At 43.4% G+C, this 19766-nt stretch carries 16 protein-coding genes and 1 pseudogene; 8 read left to right on the top strand and 9 right to left on the bottom strand.

The features are described from left to right. Window positions 1-24: 24 nt before the first annotated feature. Window positions 25-2538 (top strand): tetratricopeptide repeat protein, encoded by a 2514-nt coding sequence (locus tag NZ043_RS26055; protein WP_339309626.1) that lies wholly within the window; start codon window positions 25-27, stop codon window positions 2536-2538. Between the two features lie 337 nt (window positions 2539-2875). On the opposite strand, the gene NZ043_RS26050 is transcribed toward NZ043_RS26055, so the two are convergent. From NZ043_RS26050 to NZ043_RS26030, 5 genes and pseudogenes are all read right to left on the bottom strand, one after another. Continuing rightward, a complete protein-coding gene (locus NZ043_RS26050) occupies window positions 2876-3835 on the bottom strand; it encodes an NAD-dependent epimerase/dehydratase family protein (protein WP_339309625.1) in 960 nt (319 codons plus the stop codon). Window positions 3836-3872: 37 nt separating this feature from the next. Continuing rightward, window positions 3873-5063 (bottom strand): glycine C-acetyltransferase, encoded by a 1191-nt coding sequence (locus NZ043_RS26045; RefSeq protein WP_339309624.1) that lies wholly within the window; start codon window positions 5061-5063, stop codon window positions 3873-3875. 828 nt (window positions 5064-5891) lie between these two features. Beyond that, window positions 5892-6170: pseudogene (locus NZ043_RS26040) on the bottom strand (alpha-N-arabinofuranosidase); the annotation flags it as partial. Window positions 6171-6199: 29 nt separating this feature from the next. Continuing rightward, complete coding sequence (locus tag NZ043_RS26035; RefSeq protein ID WP_339309623.1) at window positions 6200-6781, bottom strand: TetR/AcrR family transcriptional regulator; 582 nt, start codon at window positions 6779-6781, stop codon at window positions 6200-6202. 91 nt (window positions 6782-6872) lie between these two features. Then, window positions 6873-7883, bottom strand: a complete 1011-nt coding sequence (locus NZ043_RS26030) for a fumarylacetoacetate hydrolase family protein (RefSeq protein ID WP_339309622.1) — start codon at window positions 7881-7883, stop codon at window positions 6873-6875. A 165-nt stretch (window positions 7884-8048) separates the two neighbouring features. Between NZ043_RS26030 and NZ043_RS26025 the strand changes: the two genes are divergently transcribed. Both NZ043_RS26025 and NZ043_RS26020 read left to right on the top strand, forming a co-directional pair. Continuing rightward, window positions 8049-9071, top strand: a complete 1023-nt coding sequence (locus NZ043_RS26025; protein ID WP_339309621.1) for an MBL fold metallo-hydrolase — start codon at window positions 8049-8051, stop codon at window positions 9069-9071. An 814-nt stretch (window positions 9072-9885) separates the two neighbouring features. Next, complete coding sequence (locus NZ043_RS26020; RefSeq protein ID WP_133385005.1) at window positions 9886-10470, top strand: hypothetical protein; 585 nt, start codon at window positions 9886-9888, stop codon at window positions 10468-10470. 391 nt (window positions 10471-10861) lie between these two features. On the opposite strand, the gene NZ043_RS26015 is transcribed toward NZ043_RS26020, so the two are convergent. Continuing rightward, entirely contained in the window at window positions 10862-11881 is a 1020-nt protein-coding gene (locus NZ043_RS26015; protein WP_165980186.1) for a DUF4367 domain-containing protein, read from the bottom strand. Then, window positions 11842-12426 (bottom strand): sigma-70 family RNA polymerase sigma factor, encoded by a 585-nt coding sequence (locus NZ043_RS26010; protein ID WP_133385003.1) that lies wholly within the window; start codon window positions 12424-12426, stop codon window positions 11842-11844. The genes NZ043_RS26015 and NZ043_RS26010 overlap by 40 nt, the downstream gene beginning before the upstream one ends. A 489-nt stretch (window positions 12427-12915) precedes the next feature. Here NZ043_RS26010 and NZ043_RS26005 point away from each other — a divergent pair, with 489 nt between their 5' ends. The 4 genes from NZ043_RS26005 to NZ043_RS25990 all read left to right on the top strand — a co-directional run bounded on the left by NZ043_RS26005 (window position 12916) and on the right by NZ043_RS25990 (window position 15637). Next, entirely contained in the window at window positions 12916-13752 is an 837-nt protein-coding gene (locus NZ043_RS26005; protein ID WP_133385002.1) for an alpha/beta hydrolase, read from the top strand. A 284-nt stretch (window positions 13753-14036) separates the two neighbouring features. Beyond that, window positions 14037-14498 (top strand): nuclear transport factor 2 family protein, encoded by a 462-nt coding sequence (locus NZ043_RS26000; protein WP_133385001.1) that lies wholly within the window; start codon window positions 14037-14039, stop codon window positions 14496-14498. After that, the gene (locus NZ043_RS25995) at window positions 14495-15076 is read left to right on the top strand and encodes a TetR/AcrR family transcriptional regulator (RefSeq protein WP_133385000.1); all 582 of its coding nucleotides are present in this window, start codon (window positions 14495-14497) and stop codon (window positions 15074-15076) included. Before NZ043_RS26000 ends, NZ043_RS25995 begins: the two co-directional genes overlap by 4 nt. Window positions 15077-15166: 90 nt before the next feature. Then, window positions 15167-15637, top strand: a complete 471-nt coding sequence (locus NZ043_RS25990; RefSeq protein ID WP_133384999.1) for a DinB family protein — start codon at window positions 15167-15169, stop codon at window positions 15635-15637. Window positions 15638-15908: 271 nt separating this feature from the next. Here NZ043_RS25990 and NZ043_RS25985 read toward each other — a convergent pair whose 3' ends face one another. Continuing rightward, window positions 15909-16415: a DsbA family oxidoreductase gene (locus tag NZ043_RS25985; RefSeq protein ID WP_339309620.1), complete on the bottom strand. Its 507-nt coding sequence runs from the start codon at window positions 16413-16415 to the stop codon at window positions 15909-15911. 207 nt (window positions 16416-16622) lie between these two features. Beyond that, window positions 16623-17618, bottom strand: a complete 996-nt coding sequence (locus NZ043_RS25980; RefSeq protein WP_133384998.1) for a glycoside hydrolase family 43 protein — start codon at window positions 17616-17618, stop codon at window positions 16623-16625. Window positions 17619-18453: 835 nt separating this feature from the next. Here NZ043_RS25980 and NZ043_RS25975 point away from each other — a divergent pair. Beyond that, entirely contained in the window at window positions 18454-19662 is a 1209-nt protein-coding gene (locus NZ043_RS25975; protein ID WP_339309619.1) for a sugar efflux transporter, read from the top strand. The last annotated feature ends 104 nt before the right edge of the window (window positions 19663-19766 follow it).

Here is a 19766-nt window from a genome sequence, read left to right as displayed (position 1 = left end):
GGTGATAGGATGGAAGACGGGAAATTGTCAAAAGATTGGCCTCATGAATGGATCAAAAAAATTCGTTCAAGACCTGCCAGGCACGGCTTATCCAAGCGGATGCGGCAAGTGGACTTGGCACGGCGGATCGGCGTTGATCCGCGAACCGTGCAGCAATGGGAGAATGGAGACCGGCTCCCAAGTGTGGGTAGTCTCAAAGGAATGATCCAAGCGTTTTGCGAAGAAGGACTTCTCTTGGAAGCGGATCCGCGTCAAGAGGCGGAGGATCTCTGGGATACTGTAAAGCGCTTCTCGGAAGCGCGATCAGCGACCTCGCGGGAGTTTCCGGATTTCGACGCTGCCTGGTTCGACACATTGGTTACTCTGGAAGGGATAACACCGAAACCAACAATTATCACACCGCGTGCTTCAATCGCGGCAACACAACAACTGCCAAAGCTCCCTACACTCTTCGTTGGACGAAGTCTGGCCATGGCTGACTTGCAGGAACGGCTGGATATTCACTCTTTGGTCTCTGTCGTGGGTCCCGGGGGAATAGGCAAGACGTCTCTTGCTGTTCAGGTGGCTTCAACGCTTGGGGGAACGTACCCGCAAGGGATATGGATGTTTGAGTTCGGCTCTATCAAAGAACCGCAAGACTTGGATCAGTTGCTAATGTCCACACTAAGACTGCAGAACCAAGCACACCGGACCGACCTTCAAACGATACTGGAGGCCTTGTCCGACCAGAAAATGCTCTTTATTTTTGATAACTGCGAACATGTCATTGACGCAAGCGCATCTTTGGTTGAATCACTTCTTGCATTCGCGCCGGGACTGACAATCCTCGCCACTAGCCGGGAACCTCTCAATATCCCGGGGGAACTTGTCTACCGGCTTCCTCCGTTATCTTTTCCTGCGGATGAGCATTTACTAGAGGAAATACCTGAACAGGAGATTATAGCCTTTGAATCTGTGCAGCTGTTTTTGGAGCGGGCGCATAGTACTGCGCCCCAGTTTCAGCCCACGTTGCCCAATCTTAGGCTTGTTGGCGCTATTTGCAAGAAGCTGGAGGGAATCCCGTTAGCCATTGAGTTAGCGGTTGCCCGAATGAACATGCTGACACTGGAACAAATCAAGGAACGTCTGGGAAATCTGTTGACTTTGCTGACAGCAGGCAAACGAACGGCTGCGACCCGGCAGCAAACGCTCAAATCCACAATAAATTGGAGTTATGAATTGCTGACCGGCAAGGAACGTCTGCTGTTGAGGCGGCTTAGCGTATTTGCGGGAGGGTTTACTTTGGAGGCGGTGGAAGAGATCTGCATCTGTGAGCCTGGAATGTCAGAGCAGCAAGATCGCATCGCCCGCGAAGACGTGCTCGACCTGTTATCCGGCCTGGTCAACAAGTCTCTCGTATCTATTGAGATCAGCAAGGATTACCGCTTCATCCGCTATTTCATACTGGAAGCTATCAAGGAATACGCAGGCGAGAAGCTGCAGAACGAAACTGACAAACATAAGAGCCACCAGCTTTCTGAACGCCATGTTCGTTATTACAGTCAATGTTTGGTCCGTGCGGAGCCCAAGTTCAGGACTCGTGAACGCGAAGCGTGTATTGATGAAGTACGGCGGGAATATGCGAATCTTCGTTCTGCCCTGGAATGGTCATACTCCAATCCGCATGCCCATTCATTCGGGCTTCACATGGTCTCGAACCTCTATTGGTTTTGGCTGCACGAAGGCAGGCTGAAGGAAGGAATGTTCTGGCTGGATCGCTTTCTGGATAACGAAACACACGAAGGACAGCCTGGCACCGATTCCGCAAAGGCCTTACATGGAAGTGGTGTCATTCAATTTATCCGTGGAGATGTTGAAGGTGCCATGAATTCGGCGATCAGAAGCGTTGAACTCGCTCGCGATTTGGGAGAAAGCTCTCTCCTTGCCTCCTCCCTTCGGCTGCTCGCGTTTCTTCACATCAAACAGAAACGCCTTGGGGAAGCCGAGCCATTGGTACAGATGAGCGTTAATATTGCCAGAACCACGGGCGATTTGTGGAATTTAGCTTCCTCATTGCATGCTTACGGGAAGCTCCGATTAGGGCAGAATAATTATCTTGAAGCGTCTAAGCTCCTGAATGAGAGTGTACATTTCTTCGAAGCCGTCCAGGATCAATGGGAAGTATCCGGTCCGTACGAAAGTCTGGGGTATTCCGCCCTGAAGCTTGAGCAGATTGCGGCTTCTATTGAATATTTCAAAAAATGCATCGCCGCAAGCCAGATCTACAGAGGTTCTTGGATTCTATCGCGCGGTATTGAAGGATTAGCCATTGCGTTGTGTGCTAAAAAAGCCTTCACCGAAGCTGCAATCCTTCTCGGAGCTGCTGAGAAAGGCCGCCAAAACTCTGGCGGGGAGGACATGCCCAATTTTCCCGCAGAGCATGAAGAGGTCATTTTTGATCTTCAGCATGTTTTTTCTGAGCAGGAATTGCAGGAATTGTGGAGTAAAGGCACATCAATGACACGATCACAGGTGCTTGCGTATTCACTGGAAATTTAGGCGATAAGCAATAATAAGTGACGACTGTTTATGGTTTATCAATGATTATCGCCAGTAGATGGGTTAATCAAGGAAACGGAGCCATCCTGTTCCTGGCGATAATCCAGATTACCTAGGGTTAAGGCAAAGGAGTAAATCACTGACTTTTTGCCTGTCGGCTTTTTGTTGAGTTTAAGCTCTTCTTTGAGTCTGTTTTTTCCCAGGGTATAGATTAAATCAGTGTCTGGGCTGGAGGATGAGAATAGAAGCTGCAACAAAAGGTCCGTGTAACGCCAAACCTCTTGATGCAGCTTCTTTTGTATATCTACTCGCTTTGCACAGCGAATTCATAATAACTTTAAGCCTTGCGAAGCATTTGTTTCTCGCTTAGCTGTGAAAGCATATCCTTCGTCATGGCCTTCAGGTCGTAGCAAGTATGAAATCCCCATTCTGTTTTCGCTGCCGTTGCATCAATGGAATGCGGCCAGCTATCGGCAATCGCCTGTCTCTTCGGATCAACGTCATAATCGAGGATAAAGCCGGGAAGCTCATCCCGAATCGCTGCAGCGATCGCCTCCGGATCCACGCTCATTGCGGTGACATTAAATGAATTTCGGTGTATCAACCGGGATGAATCCGCTTCCATCAAATCGATGATAGCGTTCAGGGCATCCGGCATATACATCATGTCCATGTTTGAGTCCTTGGCGATATAAGATGTATACCGGCCAGCCGTCACGGCTGCGTAATAAATTTCCACGGCGTAATCCGTCGTTCCTCCGCCGGGAGGCGTCATATAAGATATCAAACCCGGGAATCGCAGCCCCCTAGTATCCAGGCCGTATTTGTGAAAATAATAATCACAAAGCAGTTCGCCGGACACTTTGTTCACGCCGTACATCGTATTGGGCCTCTGGATCGTATCCTGAGGGGTATTGTCTTTCGGAGTCAAAGGACCAAAAGATCCAATGGAGCTTGGAGTGAAAAATTGGCAGCCGAGTTCCCTGGATATTTCAAGTGCATTCATCAATCCGCCCATATTCAAATTCCAGGCAAGCAGCGGTTTCTCCTCTGCGGTAGCCGACAGCAGCGCAGCCAGATGGATGACGGTATCAACGTCGTACCTCTTGGCAATTTCGAACATCGCCTTATCATTCGTCACATCCAGCAGCTCGAATGGCCCGGATCGGGTAATTTCGTGGGCTGATGACCTGAGATCCGTAGCAACGACGTGATCCGCACCATAAATTTCACGTAATTTAACAACTAACTCAGAACCGATTTGGCCTAGTGCTCCGGTCACCAAAATCTTGTTCATAAGACATTCCTCCCGAAATGTACTCCCGCGAATGCAGCTAAATCAGCTTCATGTCCTTGCCAACTTTCTCATACACGGAGATCACTTGGTCGAGCATCTCCTTGGTATGGGCAGCTGTTGGCATGTTGCGTATTCTTCCAGTTCCTTTCGGAACCGTCGGAAACAGGATTGCCTTGGCGTAAACGCCTTCTTCATAAAGCCGTTTGCTGAACTGTTGGGTGGTTACCTCATCGCCAATGATGCAAGGTGTGATCGGCGTTTCGCTTTGGCCTACATCATATCCAAGCCGGCTCAAGCCATTTTTCAAATCATTGCCGTTCTCCCACAGCTTCTCGATCAGCTCTTTGTCATTCATCAAAATGTCGACAGAAGCGCTGCAAGAAGCGATTGCAGCTGGAGGTAGAGATGTCGAGAACAGAAACGGACGGCTTCTCAGCTTCAACCATTCGATCAGTTGTTTTTTACCCGCCACATAACCGCCGACAACGCCAATCGCCTTGGAAAGAGTACCAATTTGAAAGTCAATGCGGTCGGACAATCCAAAATGCTTCACGGTTCCCGCACCTGCTCCGAGAACTCCCGAACCGTGGGCATCATCCACATAAGTAATCAGATCGAATTCTTCTGCTATTTTCACGATTTCGGGCAGCTTTGCTATATCACCATCCATGGAGAAAACCCCGTCGGTGATGACCATAATTTTATGGTACTGACCGGATTCCTTGGCATCTTTCGCCTGCTGTCTTAAATCATTCATATCCGAATGCTTAAAGCGAATCACCTTGGCTCTCGACAGGCGGCAGCCATCAATAATCGAAGCGTGGTTCAGCTCATCTGATAAAATCGCATCATGCTGGTCCATTACCGCGGATATAGCAGCCATATTGCAGTTAAATCCCGATTGATACACGATAACGGCTTCCGTTTTTTTGAAACGGGCCAGTTTTTCTTCAAGCTCAATATGAAGATCCATCGTACCATTAATTGTTCTCACAGCCCCTGCGCCTGCCCCGTATGTCTGCGACGCCTTAACTGAAGCATCAATCAGGCGGTAATCTGTTGCCAGTCCCAAATAGTTATTGGAAGACAAATTGATTAGGGATTTTCCGTCGATTCGAATAACAGGACCATTTGCACCCTGCAGCGTATCGATGACGTTATATAGACCTTTAGTTTTTAGATCTTTGATGTTCGATTTTAAAAATTGGTCCAATGCTTGACTTGACATTCCATTCCCTCCTCAACATACGCATGTCCTTGTACAGGAGACATATAATTATCTGGGAAAAACCTGTTATAAAAAGGGTTAGATTGATTTTAATGTATCATCATTTTTATTTTTTGTACACATGTGGCGGACAAAAAATAAAAATATCCGCAAAAAAACATAGCGATTGATTCCCCCATTCCCGGAAGCAATCGCTACTTAATCTTTGCTTTGCTTATATCTTTTGCTGCTCGGTAGTTTGCGATCCATGCCGATTAGATACACAACTAATCAGTAATGGGAACAGGTTCTTGTCTTCGGCGCGGGACACGAACTTGTACCGATAAAATTAAAAAGCCGCTAAAATAGCGACTTCAATGGGAATATGTTCTTGTCCCTCGACACTTTCTTCTAGATGATAAAACTCAATTGAGCTTGATAAAGAATTTTTTCATAAATATTTTATTGCTATGTTTGGGAAACTGTTATCTCTTATTTGTTCAATTACGTTCCATTGAGGTACACTTACTTATACACTTCTTTCTCCTGCAATTCTCAATCAATAAAAAAAAGGTTGCGCTAAATTGAGCTACAATCTTTTCTAATATCCAGAATAATGCGTTCTTATCAATCCCCCTTCACTTCTCATTTGATGACTAACGATTTGGGCTGCAAAATATTCTAAGTGATCTCTTATGTTTAATGGTCCTCTTTAAATAAAAAATTATGTTGATCCAATTTATGTTTGAGTGACACAATTGATCCTCCTATCAAAAAAGCAGCCCCTTCAGGAGCTGTCTCATGTTATGCCTTATCTTGTAACCTTATCTGTTACGGCTAACCCGCCAGCTACTCGGCACCTGGATAAGGATTGATCTTCTGGATCGTTCCGTCTTCGTTGTATTTCAGCTCGGAATATTTAACGCAGCGCTTATGGTTGACGCCTTCCGACAGGGAGCTGTCGTGATAGAACAGATACCACTTGTCTTCAACTTGCACAATGGAGTGGTGAGTTGTCCAGCCGATAACCGGAGAGAGAATCTCGCCCTTGAACGTGAATGGTCCCATCGGGTTCTTGCCGATCGCATATACGAGCTTATGCGTGGTTCCTGTAGAGTAGGACAGGTACTTGGCATATTTAAATAAATCAACAAAGCTTATGACTGAGACAAAATTCCTTTTACAAACAATGAGACACTGTGCTTGTAAAAATCTTCCTCGGTGACGAGTTGGGACTGATATTGCCGGTGAATCAGCTCGCTCATCTGAAATCCGTAGCACATCGAGAGAAAAGACATGGCGGCAAGGCGCTCATCCTGTCTGGCTATAACTTTTTTCTTCTGCAGGCGTTCAAAATATTCAACCAGCAAGGAGTGCAGCTTCACCGGCGGATCGGACAGCACTCTGTCCAATTCGGGAAACATTCCTTTGTCGCGGATGCCAATCAAAATGATGTCCGCATTTTTATGAAAAAACAATCGATACTGCTGACTTACATTCAGCAGATCGACTTCCGGATTGTCGGTCGCGTCCTCTTTTAACAGCTTCTCAAATTGCGGGATATCCGAATGTCTTTCAATGATGGCTTCCAATATGCCTTGCTTACTTCCGAATTGCCGGAAAATCGTAGATTCATTGACTTTAGCTTCCGTTGCAATGGCTTTGGTGCTTACTCCCCGATAGCCATTCTTTTTGATGAGCCGTGTCGCGGCTTCAATGATTCTGTCTGAAGTTTGCATTGTATTTCTCCTTTTGCATATGTTAACCCTATTCTACTACAAGTTTTGCAGATGAGCAGATTCAGAGTTCATCATTTTGATAAACGTTTATTTAAGGTAAATCGCTTCTTCTTTCCCAGCGGCTTGGTTCCGTAATCTTGACATGATCAGGCACCAATTGCGTGAGCGTGCCTAATTTATCAAATGTAATCTGGATTCGGTCAGAGGGCAACAGCCATTCTTCGGTCTCGATTGCGCAGCAATCCGGTATCGTCCCCATTCCTATAATCGTGCCAGGGAGTGGCGTGAAAACTTTGAGAACCTCCTCCATCACTTTTGCAGGGTGTGCAGAATACTCGGATGTGCTTCCCTTCCAGTGCAGTCTCTCCCCGATGCGTACATCCACATCCAATGCCAGCGGGTTGTCGATTTCATCCGGCGTTACCAGAAATGGTCCTATTCCTTTGCTACGATCGAAATCTTTGCAGCGCGTCGGTCCGGTCATCGCCTGGAAATCCGGCCACTGCACATCGCGGACAGTACTGTCGTTAAAAATAACATAACCTGCAATGCAGTTCTCCTTTCCTGTAACAAAGGCCAGCTCCGGCTCGATATCCAGGTAGGAAGAGTACGAAGGCCAATGAATCGTATCCCCATCGCCAATTAATGCATTATGATTACACTTATAATAACTGAAAGTTACTTTATTCAAATCTTGCTGGAATTTTTCGGAAATTTTACGTGTGAGCTCTTCTCTTTCCGGTCCTGTATATTCTCTTTGCAGCAGATTTACGCCAGCATTTCTCAGATGTCTTGGCGTCAGCCCGAAATCGATAAGCGCAGCCGGATTCGGAACCGGCGGTAGGAGATTTACCGCTGTAATCGGGCTGATTTCATTTTCATTGAATTGATGCAACTGTTCGATAGCATATTGCATCATTTCCTTAGCAGCATCATAACTCGCCGGCAAATAATGAAGATAGCTGTTCATACTTTCAAGACTGTCAACGAATGTTCCCTGCTTTTTCATGATTGCAGCAAAAGACATGACAAATCTCTCGTTAATTACAAGCCCAAACAAAGGTTCCTGGGATGTATTGGTTTGAAAGGTTACTAGTTTCATGTTGCAGCGCCTCCATCCATGTAGTGTGATGTTGTTCTGTTAGTAGCATACAGTATGGGAACGATGCATGCAAGTACATGCTTGCATTTCTGTTTTCCATTTTCTATAATGAGGACATAGTCAGTATGACTTACCAAAAAAACATAAACACGAAGGAGAATTTTTATGAAGTATGGACGTATTATTCAAAAACCTCGCGTTAAATTTTTTGAAGTCGCAGATGATGTCTTTGCCGGTATTTCGCCGTATCGTGGCATCAGTTGGGCCAATGCCGGGTTCATCAACAAGGGTGAAGGGCTGGTGTATGACACGTTTTTCGATTTGTTCCATGCGCGGGAAATGCGGGAGGCTTTTAAGGAAGTAAGCAACGGCGGCTCTCCCGCATATGTAGTGAACTCGCACTATAACAGCGACCATGCTTGGGGAAACAAAGCGTTTGAAGATGCTTGCATTATTATGCACAAGGAAGCATCCAGAGAGCGTCTTACCGAAAATATCGCCTGGATGGACAGCGTCATCAGAAGAGGAAAGGATTCTCCAGATTCTACTTCGGGCGAGCGGTTTTTTGCAGCGGAATTTGAAGGATTCGACCTGGAAGGCGTAGAATGGTTGCTCCCGAATGTTGAGATAAAGGACGATATCAACATCCGCCTTGGCGATACGGAAGTCATGATTTACAACGTAGCTCCGGCCCACTCTGACAGTGACTTGCTGCTGTGGATGCCAAAAGAAAAAGTGCTGTTCGCCGGCGATGTCGTGTTTAACGGGTGTACGGCATACAGCGAAGAGGGAACCCTCAATTGGGTTAAAGTGCTTGACCGCATTATTGATGAAATTAAACCCGAAATCATTATTCCAGGACATGGCGCCATTTGCGGCCTGGACTTCGTGAAGGAGCAGAGAGACTACCTCCTGAACCTGATCAGCGAGTTCAACAAGCATTACAATGACGAAATTGATGCCTTGTCCCTGACCAAGCAAATTGATATTTCCCGCTTCCTTCATTGGATTCAGCCAGAACGCTTGTATGTTACAGTGGACATCCTATTGAAAAGTAAACGAGGGTTACCACCCCTTCCAATTTGGAACGAGGTGCCTGCTAAACTGGAAGACATGAAAGTTTTTTTGGCCGGAAAATATGGTAATCAAATCAAGCCATGGGACCCTATGAGTGTTTGGCAAGAATGAATAGCAATTTGAAGCTAGCCTACGAAAAACAAAAATCGGCCCTGTCGCAAACGATGCGAACAGCGGCCGTTTTTTTGAATTGTTCCACGGAATTAAAATGGAGTTGGACTTATGACTTACTTTTCCGATAATTTAATAACACAAAGATCTATCAATAATTACAGTTCATTAGATTCAATCGAATTTATGTACATTTTAGCTTTTATGCTAAGACACCCAATGGTATATAAATAATTTAACATTAATATAATGTAAAGGCTGTTGACTAAGTTTACTTAAGGGGGCATTTAATATTGATTAAATTCCAGAATGAGCGTCAGATGATACCGCATCCAATTCTTTTGGAAGCAAAACAGAGTGCAGCAAATCAAATTCTAATTACGTATGATCAGCGGACAGATTTAGGATCAGCAACACATATTTCAAACTACTGGATTAGGAGTACTATGGAACACCTACCGGTATTGCAACTGTGGGAATGAGTGATGCACTGACGTCTTCAAACTCAATACGTCGGGAACTTGAAGGATAAACACAATTAACGTAACGATTAAAAATTATAACTCCAAGAGCGTAACCTAAAATGTAGGCGTTGTTCTTCATATAAATCCCTATTCACTTACCAAGTTCGAAATGTGCTCATTCACTACATTGGTATGGGTCTGTTTCTATGTCCAATGATCGATCGAATCCACAAATTCCTACAGATACTCTGTTTGCTGTGTAGACCTAGCCTAATAAAATATCAGTTATTAGACATACACCCATTAGAATAACTTACATAAACTGGACTGCATAACTAAGAAGGTAAACCATGATTACTGAGCAAACGAATGTAAACTCTTCTTCAAACCTTTGCAAGCTATGCATTTACAGGTATCTGATAACAGGAGCTTTTTATTGTAAGGTGATACCGCTTAATGAAGAGTGTCCCCCAATGTTTGAGTATGAAGAGTTAGGAAGCATAATAATAAGCTGTCCTGTATTGCAATCAGACAACTCTTCAGCTTTAGTTCCCCCACTTCCGATTGAGGTTACAGATGTACCAGCAGATATAAGACAGCGTGATACCATATTAAAGAGCTATAATCAGGGCGAGCTAAAGCACTATGCTGATCAGGTAGCGAACGGACAGCAACCAGATGATCCACTGGATGTCCCTCCTTTGCGCTCCGTACCAATATCAAGTCTCTTGGGCTGTGAAGGAAAATGGGTCAATCTTCTTATAGGTAACGTATTTGCTCTTACCCCAGTTGTGTTCAAATTTAATCGTCTTTTACAGCAGCCGAATGGATACTATCTCGAAGGATGGATGGAACTACCTGATGGAACTTGGCAGCAGTTTGGCACTGTAACGCCTCCCTACCCTGCATCAAATATTCAAGTTATATGGTGCTAAATTATTTAACAGAGACAGTGACCTCAGATTGTAGTTACGTCCAGCTGATCGACACCTGAAGGGTTGAAGAATCAATAACTCCAATCACTTACATCAACGATAATAAGGTTTCATAATAATTCGGTCAGGTCATTCTTTATAGTTTACTTAAAAAACCCCTGAATCTCTCATAATGAGAAATTCAGGGGTTTCTTTTCTTTACTTATTGCACGTGCTGTGGATGGCAACTACCAGTCCTAGCATTAAAATTTGCGTAGTGAACAATCATTGCATTTGTACTTAACAACTGGAGTTTAGTTTCACATATCAGTGCTGCCGCATATCTTGTGTTCTTCAGTAAAACAGAACTAATGTCTAAAGAGCCTTGTTTATTCCTTTGTTGTTTGGAACACTAATGAGATGTAACCATCTCTTCAGCTATTTTGATCAGATCCTCTTTACTTAGATTGCTGTCCGCATTATTGGATATTTCATATAACAAATGATTGTGATCGTCCCTCCATCCAATCCGATGGAAAGTAACGGAATTAGTTTCTCTATCTCTGGTATCGGATTGAATATAATAGACCTCAGTACCTTGAATGTTCAGCTTCTCGGATTTAGCCTCATCGTTCTGGAATATGGTCACTTTGGAGTCAGGGAGTATTTTTGTTGCTGTTACAGTTACAATGTTCTTCCCGTTGACATAGCGTGCCAAAGAGAAGTCAGCCTTGTTCCAATTCAGTTTTTGAATATACACCCGTTGCCCATCCGAAGAAGATTCAGCTTGTTTTTTCAGGTCTTCTGTTAACTTCAGGTAAGCAGGATCTGCGAGATGATTTGTATACAGATCGGCAGGATAAACGTATCCGTAATCAAACTGGTACCCTTGAGGAAGGTGCGTTATTGATTTTAAAACGGGAGCCTGCGTCCGCTTAATTTCAGCTTGTAAACTGCTAAAATTAGAATATTTGATCCATTTATATTCAAATTTTACGGGATTTGATTTATCCGCGTTATTAATTAACTCATCTTTGACATAATAGGCTACGTAATCCCCAGGTTGCAATTGTTCTTTGATCTGATTTGTGTAAAAGCCCAGTCTTTTTGTGTAATTTGTAACAAAGTCAGTAGGCTCTTTGGCGGCGGCAGTGTTTAGTACCACCTCGCCTTTATGGTTAAGGAATTCAATATATTGTGAGGCCGCATACCCTGTCACTGATACTCCAAGAACGAACATTGCTGTTAGCCCGGGAACCACGACTCTTTGACGAACGCGTGCTCTGGCATGCAAGCCTCGCTTGTGAACTGCCAGCTTATGGACCCGAGTCATGACTTTGTCAGTGACATCAAAATTCTGAAACTCCTCTTCGATTAAGAGATCCATTTCTTTCAGATTTTCGTTTTGAGAAGTACGTTGTAATTTTGGCATAGTTCTTCCTCCTTTGGGCTCATCCATTTTTTGAGTTTGATTTTGGTTCTGGCAAAATTTTTCTTGACGGCATCGGGACTTTTATTCAAAATTTCAGCTATTTCTGCAAACGATTTTTCTTCAAAAACGCGTAGAATCAGTAGGTTCCGTTCAGCTACATTTAGTTTTGCAAACGCGCGGCTTAGTGGTTCGTTAAAGAGTTGGCTATCCAGCATTTCTGCAGGACTAATGGCAGATTGATCTTGAGCTATTAGTCTGAATTTCCATTTCTGTTGCATTTTTTTTCGACGGATTATGTTTATGCAGTGATGATAAGCCATTTTGTAGAGCCAAGCGGAGAAATTTACCTCAGGCTTATAGAGATTTATTTTCTCATAGGCCTTAACCAGAACGTCCTGAACAGCATCCTCGGCTTCCTGTTTGTTTGATATAAGTCTCCAGCAATACATAAATATCTGTTTTTGGTATTTTTGAACGATATAAACGTAGTCCTGAATTTCGCCCGCTTGTACTCTTTTAATTCTGTATTCAGTTTCCTCATCCATGTTTCTTTAAGGCACCTCCCAGGTATTCGCGATGAAGTTTATATATGTATAACAAACGAGGTAGTTCTAAAGGGACATTTTTTAGAAAAGTCTCTAGATTGTTGTTCAACCATACTCTATACCAATCAAAACTCAAACACTGTAAGAGCAAATTCAACATCTAAACTTCCAATATTAAATAATACATCCTTTGATCCCTGTGGTGAAACTCTTCTCGGCAATCAGTAATCGGACTATGTTCTTGTCCCTCGATGCTTCAACCTGTATGTTTAATCTCCCATATGATTGTTATTAATTAGGTTTGAACTTAAAAATTTGGAGGCGTCGACACGGCGCTAAGATATGAACTTGCAAGTGTATACCGATCGGTTTATAATGATGCAAACGGTATAGAAAGTGAGGCGATCCATGAACAAGCCCCATTCATGTTTCTGAGCCAAATAGCTTATGTATAAACAAAAAATATACTAACTAATGGAGGTATTTTCCATGTCTAAAGTAAATGTAGGCTCTGAGAATGAACAACCAATTGAACTGTATTATGAAGATCATGGTGCGGGAAAACCAATTATTCTGATTCATGGCTGGCCTTTAAGTGGACGATCCTGGGAGAAGCAAGTTCCTGCCCTGATTGAAGCGGGTTACCGTGTTATCACATATGACCGTCGTGGATTTGGTCAGTCTTCCCAACCTTGGGATGGTTATGACTATGATACTTTCGCTTCAGATTTGCATAAATTGATTCTGCACCTTGATCTGCGCGATATCACATTAGTCGGATTCTCCATGGGTGGCGGCGAAGTTGCACGCTACGTGGGAACTTACGGAACTGATCGCGTTTCTAAAGCTGTATTTGCAGGAGCGGTTCCTCCCTATCTCTATATAACCGAAGACAACCCTCAAGGAGGATTGGATGATGCAACGATTGCAGAATTCCAAAACGGGGTAAAAGCGGATCGTTTAGCTTTCCTGGATGGTTTCACAAACAACTTTTTCGCTGCTGGAGACCGTACAGACCTAGTGAGCGAACCATTCCGTATCTATAATCGGGATATTGCAGCTCTGGCTTCACCTAAAGGCACATTGGATTGTATTGCTGCCTTTGCCCTTACTGATTTCCGTCAGGATCTGGAGAAGTTCAACATTCCAACACTGGTTATCCATGGCGATTCAGATGCCATCGTGCCTTTGGAGGTAAGCGGACAGCGTACTCATGAATCCATCCCTGGCAGCCGTCTGGTCGTTGTTGAAGGTGGACCACACGGATTTAATGCGACCCATTCTGAACAATTTAACGCAGCATTGATCGAATTTTTGCAAGGTTAAATTTAATTCGATTAATGATTTTAGCTAAAAAACAAAATGAGAGAAAAAGTAGAACGCCTCCTATAGAGGAGACGTCCTGCTTTTTCATTATTTCATAGGATTTGCATATGAAGAATGAATGATTAATACACAAAAAGAGCCACTACGCATAAGATTGATGGCTACTTGGTACATTATGGGTCTGAACCGATTCGACATTTGTATTGAATTTCGGATGTAAACTTGCACTTATAAACCGATCGGTTTATATTAATACAAACGGTATAGAAAGTGAGGAAGATTTAATGAATAATTTAACTCCCCCATTCACTCGTGAGACAGCAATTCAAAAAACACGTATGGCAGAAGACAGCTGGAATAGCCGAGACCCTCAGCGCGTCTCCCTTGTGTATACTGAGGATTGTTATTGGAGAAATCGGAGCGAATTTATAACAGGCCGCCAAGAAATTGTGTCTTTACTAACTCGAAAATGGGCCAAAGAACTGGACTACCGCCTTATTAAGGAGCTTTGGTCATTTACGGATAACCGTATTGCTGTTAGATTCGCATATGAATGGCATGATGATAGTGGCAATTGGTTCAGATCGTATGGGAATGAGAATTGGGAATTCGCTGACGACGGCTTGATGAATCGTAGATTTGCTTCGATTAATGATATGCCGATTAAGGAAGAAGAACGAAAATTTCATTGGCCTCTCGGCACACGCCCTGCTGAACACCCAAGCCTCAGTGAGTTAAACCTATGACGCGCACTGTTTTTGAAAAATCCGATGTCATTCCTCTCGTGACTGAGGTATTTCGTGAATTAGGTTATGAGGGCGCATCTTTGAGTAAAATTACAGCCCGTACGCGTCTATCTAAAGGTAGCTTATATTATTTCTTCCCGGGTGGAAAAGATGAGATGGCTGCTGAAATTCTTACTCATATTGATCAATGGTTTATCAAGAACATTTTTGAACCGCTCGAAAAGAATGAACCCCGGGCAGCCATTGATCATATGTGGCAAGAGGTCGATATTTATTTTCAATCGGGTCAGCGGATATGCCTTGTTGGTGCATTCGCTTTGGACGAAACAAGGGATCGATTCGCTGCTGTAATTCGGCAATATTTTATAAGATGGATTGAAGCATTAAGTGCGGCACTAGTTCGAACAGGCATCTCTAAAGAGACTGCTGACCAAATTTCAGAGGAAACCATTGCTAGTATTCAAGGGGGATTAATTCTGAGTAGAGCAATTCATGATGAATCCTATTTTGAACGTATGTTGGCAAATCTGTCACAACGAGTCTCAACTTATGTTTCTGAAAGCAACTCTGGTCACTGACACAAAAGTGTTTTTAGTAAACTGGCGGAATTTCTTCACACGAAAAACAAGTGATTTTTTCTTTTAGCGACTTTATGGGAGGTCAATAACATGAGCAATTTTGTCGCAGATCAATGGGGATTTGTTCGCCGTCAGACAATTGATTATGTGAGGAATATAAATGACTCTGCCTCAGAAATAATTCCAACAGGTTTGAAAAACAATATAAAATGGAATCTAGGCCACATGTATGTTATACATGAGAAGTTCGCTTTCCAACTTACTGGGCAAGAAACCAGATATCCTGCTAATTTTGGTAAGTTGTTTGATCCAGGAACGCAACCGTCTGACTGGAATATAGAGCCTCCAACGATGCCTCAGATAATCGACTTGTTAACCGAACAAATTGAAAGGGTTGAAGCGGTACTTTTAAGCAAATTGAAAGAAGAAATCAATCCTCATTACAAGTCTTCTACAGGACTTATCTTTACAAATGTAGAACAATTACTGGGTTTTCTGATTTACCATGAAGCAATGCACTTTGCAACAATTAAAAATATCAAGAGCATAATTGACAGTTAGGATTAGTAAAAAATTTTCAAAACCAATGTCTCGCCATGAAATATTGCGTTATTTTGATTACATTATTAGTAGTGTCTCTTCACTAAAAGGAACATTCAGAAATCGGACTATGTTCTTGTCCCTCGATATATGTCCATGTAATTTAAAGGCCATCCTTTGTAGGACGGCCCTTCCTTTTGTTTGAACTGCCTGTCTACACGCTGTTCTAAAATACTTTGTAATTGTTCTCGACAATACTTTCACAATATCTCTGTCTTACAAATGGCTTTACTTATTGTGTAGCTTCATCTGAATGCACTTCGTTAGCGTATTTGGATGGATCATAGAGAACTGCCATTGACTCGTCCCTATTCATTCCGATTGATTCTGCAATATCTGCTAATGTATCATGATCGCTAATTAGCTTGGCGTCCGTGTAATAAGAATAGAACAGCTTCTCTGCTAATTCCTTATCTTTACCAATAGATTTGGCATATTGGGTTAAACGATGAGCATCCAACGTATTGGTGGGCTTCACTTGGTCGATATTATACACGAGACCAATCGACGCCGCTTGTTGTTCAAGTTCAGCATGTGTCTTTTTCACTTTCTCGATACTCATACCATGTTTCTCGGAAAGAATTTGATGCATATTTTTGCCTGAGTACATCGATCCTTGCGGATTAAGTTCAAAGCTTTTATATTCAATAACCACTTCATTCGGATGGGCGAACTGCTCGAGTGCAGACTCTAATCGTCGTTTCCCAATATAATAAAATGGTACTCCAATATATCGCATCTACTTTTATGGGCATTGTAATATGGTCGTCAAACAATTTTGTAGGGAACACAGACTGTGCTGTTGGAGACAGTTATTCGTTATGTTGATCTTATTAAGGTTTGAGTGACACAACTGATCCTCCTATTAAAAAAGCAGCCCCTTCAGGAGCTGCCTCATGTTATGCCTTATCTTGTAATCTTATCTGTTTCCGCTAACCACGCCAGCTTACTCGGCACCCGGATAAGGATTGATCTTCTGGATCGTTCCGTCTTCGTTGTATTTCAGCTCGGAATATTTAACGCAGCGCTTGTGGTTGACGCCTTCCGACAGGGAGCTGTCGTGATAGAACAGATACCACTTGTCTTCAACTTGCACAATGGAGTGGTGTGTTGTCCAGCCGATAACCGGAGAGAGAATCTCGCCTTTGAACGTGAATGGTCCCATCGGGTTCTTGCCTATCGCATATACGAGCTTATGCGTGGTTCCTGTAGAGTAGGACAGGTAGTAATAGTCGTTATATTTATGCATCCATGGGCCTTCAAAATATCTCCGTTCCTCATCCCCGGCCAGAATCGGATTCCCGTCTTCATCGACAATTGATATCTCGGCAGGCTTGCCCTGGAAGGACAGCATATCGTCACTAAGCAGTGCAACTTGCGGTCCAAGCGCTGGCTGGTCAGGAGCCGGTCCTTCTGCATCTGGCACGAAGCTGCCGGTCTGCCATTTCTCCAACTGGCCGCCCCAGAGTCCGCCGAAATAGATGTATGACTGATTGTCGTCATCCACCAGTACGGCCGGATCGATACTGAAGCTGCCTTCCATATAATTTGGTTGCGGCGTGAACGGGCCTGCCGGAGACTCTGATGTTGCCACACCCAGACGGAAGATGCCGTCATGATCCCGTGCCGGGAAGAACAGGTAATAGGTATTGTCCTTATAAGCGGCATCCGGTGCCCAGAGCTGCTTCGAGGCCCACGGAATATCTCTCAGATGCAACGCTTCGCCGTGATCGACCACCGGGGAATCGAAGTTGTTCATCGAGAGGACATGATAGTCTTCCATTTTATACTGGTCGCCGTTATCGTTGCTCGGCTCGTCATGATCGAGGTCATGGGAAGGATAGATGTAAATTTTGCCCTCGTAGACATGGGCGGACGGGTCCGCAGTGAAGATGTGGGTTACGAGCGGCTGGTGGGGCTTAGGTAGTTGTTGTTGATTCATAAGGCATCTCCTTTGGTATTGGAATAATAGAATCCTTCATAATTAAGGCTGGGTTCTCTGTACCGTTGCCCAAGGCGCGCAGCCCCAGGTAGACGCCGGTGAAGCAGCTGGCTGAGGAAGCGAACAAGGGAGGCGCTTCATCGTCCAGCATGTAGGTATGTCTGCGGTCCAGGAATAGCGCTCAAATATCCGGCGATTTACGGTAATTCTTTGATTGCATCCTCAGAATTCGAAGCAAGCGTTTACAATCTCTAATGTTATTGTATAAGCACCGCTTATTCTTTCCTATATACATAATAAAGATCTTTCCCCGAAAAAATGTACAATTCCCGCCCATCTCATAATTCTTATATTCTAAATAAGACTACTTTAATGAAGTGATCTTTTTTGCGTTGTCTTGTCACACATATTACTTCTTCTCCTCTGGATCGCAACCATTTTACGAATTAATTTTTTTGGTGGCATTTTCACTTTAAGAAAACAGCGTTCGGCTCCTTTAAACTATCCTGCCCGTTAGCTTAATCTTTACAGTAAGTTATATTGAACACCACCTAGTTCAGCAACCTCGCGCAGGCGGTGAAAAGATTTACTGTATACTCACACGAGTCTATGGTAGGTTTAGGCAAGCATTTGGCACGAATGTTATATTGTTTGTGTTGTCATCTAGTACATAATAAAGATGTACGATTGATTCTATTCAGCCATGAATATGAGCGTTTATTAGCTTCCCAAAGTGGATGTGAAGCATTCACCAGTAAAATGCAATTAGACGAGATGAAGCAAGGTCATGTATGGTGATTACACAACAACAAATTCTGAGGAGTAATTTTACACTATGATCAATCGATTCATCAGCTTATTTTCCCTTCCTTCGTATGCTTTACTCTTTATGTGTATGGCATTACAGGGAATGGGTATTTCACTCAGTACCCCCTTTTTATCTATTTATTTCACGGAACAGCTTGGCGTATCTATTGGTATGTTTGGTCTTTATCTAGCCGTTACACTAATTGCAGGAATATGGATCAGTACACTAATCGGAAGACGTTCTGACCTCGGCTTGAATCGGAAGAGCGTTTATCTTTTTTCTACTCTCTCCAATGTTCTGGCCTTTAGTGGATACTTGTTTATTCAAGATTTTCCGATTTTGTTCATTTACATGACTGTGTTTACTGCCCTTGGTGCAACAGGAATGCCCCAGTTGTTCGCTATTTCTAGAGAAGCAGTGATAAAGAGTCATTTTACGGAGCGTGCGTTTGCTAATTCTACCTTGCGTTCTGCTTTCTCTCTCGGCTTTATTACAGGTCCTTTAATCGGCACTTTATTACTCGCTGCTATTGGATTTAAGGGGATTTTTTTGGGAACGATCGGAGCTTTCCTACTCGCTGCTCTGCTTGTTTTCCTGTTTCTCAAATCAAACACAGAAATGAAGAGCAGTAATGCTGAAGCGAATATAAAAAGTTTCCGACTGGCTCAAAACCGGGATATTCTAATTCCTTTTCTCATTATGATACTCATGTATACAGCTCATTGGATGAGCAGCATAAACACGGCTCTCTTTATTACAAACAATCTTGGGGGAACGACAAGTCATGTCGGTTTAGTCAGCAGTATATGTGCTGCGCTGGAAATTCCCTTTATGATTGTACTCGGTCTACTTAGTGCAAAGTATAGTAATCGAATCTTGGTGTTTTGCGGGGCTATTTTTGGAGGAGCTTATTATTTCGTTATCCTTATCTCGAACGAGATGTGGCAAATGCTTGCAGCACAAATTTTGCTCGCTGTTTTTGTCGCCGTCATTTCTGCGATTGGAATTAGCTACATTCAGGACCTGCTGCCTAGTATGCCGGGATATGCTTCCACACTCTATTCGAATTCATCCACAATCGGCAGGCTAATTGGTAGTCTTGTTGGTGGTGGAGTAGCCAGCATCGTGGGTTACCGATACTCATTTATCTTCTGCTTTATACTTATTATTGTTGCTGTAATTATGCTTGTGGTAAGTGGAAGACAGCCTGTAGATGAACCGCAAATTTCAACCTAACTACGCCGATTCAATGGGATAATGTAGCTTTTTAAGCTTTTCCAGGTATGGGGTATGGCAACTTACTCTAAACTAACCTGCACAATAGTCGAACAAAAGCAGTC

This window comes from Paenibacillus sp. FSL k6-2145 (assembly GCF_037976585.1).
Taxonomy (GTDB): domain Bacteria; phylum Bacillota; class Bacilli; order Paenibacillales; family Paenibacillaceae; genus Paenibacillus.
This window is presented reverse-complemented; position numbering and strand designations above follow the sequence as displayed.

Coding starts and splice junctions, on each gene's coding strand:
- NZ043_RS26050 (WP_339309625.1), bottom strand. CDS start 3,835: ATGAACAAGATTTTGGTGACCGGAGCACTAGGCCAAATCGGTTCTGAG.
- NZ043_RS26045 (WP_339309624.1), bottom strand. CDS start 5,063: ATGTCAAGTCAAGCATTGGACCAATTTTTAAAATCGAACATCAAAGAT.
- NZ043_RS26035 (WP_339309623.1), bottom strand. CDS start 6,781: ATGCAAACTTCAGACAGAATCATTGAAGCCGCGACACGGCTCATCAAA.
- NZ043_RS26030 (WP_339309622.1), bottom strand. CDS start 7,883: ATGAAACTAGTAACCTTTCAAACCAATACATCCCAGGAACCTTTGTTT.
- NZ043_RS26025 (WP_339309621.1), top strand. CDS start 8,049: ATGAAGTATGGACGTATTATTCAAAAACCTCGCGTTAAATTTTTTGAA.
- NZ043_RS26020 (WP_133385005.1), top strand. CDS start 9,886: ATGATTACTGAGCAAACGAATGTAAACTCTTCTTCAAACCTTTGCAAG.
- NZ043_RS26015 (WP_165980186.1), bottom strand. CDS start 11,881: ATGCCAAAATTACAACGTACTTCTCAAAACGAAAATCTGAAAGAAATG.
- NZ043_RS26010 (WP_133385003.1), bottom strand. CDS start 12,426: ATGGATGAGGAAACTGAATACAGAATTAAAAGAGTACAAGCGGGCGAA.
- NZ043_RS26005 (WP_133385002.1), top strand. CDS start 12,916: ATGTCTAAAGTAAATGTAGGCTCTGAGAATGAACAACCAATTGAACTG.
- NZ043_RS26000 (WP_133385001.1), top strand. CDS start 14,037: ATGAATAATTTAACTCCCCCATTCACTCGTGAGACAGCAATTCAAAAA.
- NZ043_RS25995 (WP_133385000.1), top strand. CDS start 14,495: ATGACGCGCACTGTTTTTGAAAAATCCGATGTCATTCCTCTCGTGACT.
- NZ043_RS25990 (WP_133384999.1), top strand. CDS start 15,167: ATGAGCAATTTTGTCGCAGATCAATGGGGATTTGTTCGCCGTCAGACA.
- NZ043_RS25985 (WP_339309620.1), bottom strand. CDS start 16,415: ATGCGATATATTGGAGTACCATTTTATTATATTGGGAAACGACGATTA.
- NZ043_RS25980 (WP_133384998.1), bottom strand. CDS start 17,618: ATGAATCAACAACAACTACCTAAGCCCCACCAGCCGCTCGTAACCCAC.
- NZ043_RS25975 (WP_339309619.1), top strand. CDS start 18,454: ATGATCAATCGATTCATCAGCTTATTTTCCCTTCCTTCGTATGCTTTA.